Origin of the sequence: Aliivibrio sp. S4MY1 (genome assembly GCF_028765545.1) — a bacterium.
Lineage (GTDB): Bacteria > Pseudomonadota > Gammaproteobacteria > Enterobacterales > Vibrionaceae > Aliivibrio.
Map to the genome: position 1 here is coordinate 1 of NZ_JARACP010000064.1, position 714 is coordinate 714.

A 714-nucleotide genomic window follows, 5' to 3' on the forward strand; every position below is an offset into this window, starting at 1 on the left:
CTGGTGCGTTGGCAATGCTTGAGATGGCCTCTAGTGCGCTGTTCAGCTCTTGATTTAATGAGGAGATAAGTTGGCTTGGTGCATTGAGTTTACTTGCAATGCTTTGCAGTTTTGTCACTAGGTTGGTAAATCGAGTACGCAACTGGGCCATGCCCGAGGGCTCTAGTGCATTAATATCATTCACAAATGCGTTGGAGGAGAGCACCATGACATCATCCGCTTGCGCGACAGCATCGAAAGGGACTCCTTTGGATGACGTCACTACGCTCAATGCGGGCAATTTACCCCCGCGCACAAAGGAAAGAGAAAGGGTAACCAGGCCTCGTTTCGTGTTTATCTTTAAGGAATGCGTTTTAAAGACCAGAGACAGCTCGCCCAACCAGGGATGTTCGAGCTCTCCCGTTGGGTTTTTATCTAGATTGGCGAGTAGAGCGTTAGCCTCCACCAGAGAGTTGGTGCCAACCAGAACCACATCAAGCGAGAGAGTGCTGGCCGCGCTGCCCATGACTTTGATGGTGGGCAGCTCAGCGTAAGGGATATCACTGACGTGCAGTCGCTTACCGCCATCAATGGCGGTACTGAGTATGTTAAGTTCAAGGCCATTCCATCGTCCTTGTTCGTACTTTCTTTCCCACATTGCGCTCTAATTCTCCGCTCGTATGCATGATTGCGCATAGTTATGTCGAGGGGAGCGCGCGCAGGCCTTGCGTCGGC

The 714-nt window shown here is 51.4% G+C and carries 1 protein-coding gene; it reads right to left on the reverse strand.

The window, feature by feature from the left end; genetic code table 11:
• Window positions 1–637: DNA circularization N-terminal domain-containing protein (locus PVK71_RS20345; RefSeq protein WP_274421135.1), on the reverse strand; the 637-nt coding region annotated here is incomplete at its 3' end.
• Between the last annotated feature and the right edge of the window lie 77 nt (window positions 638–714).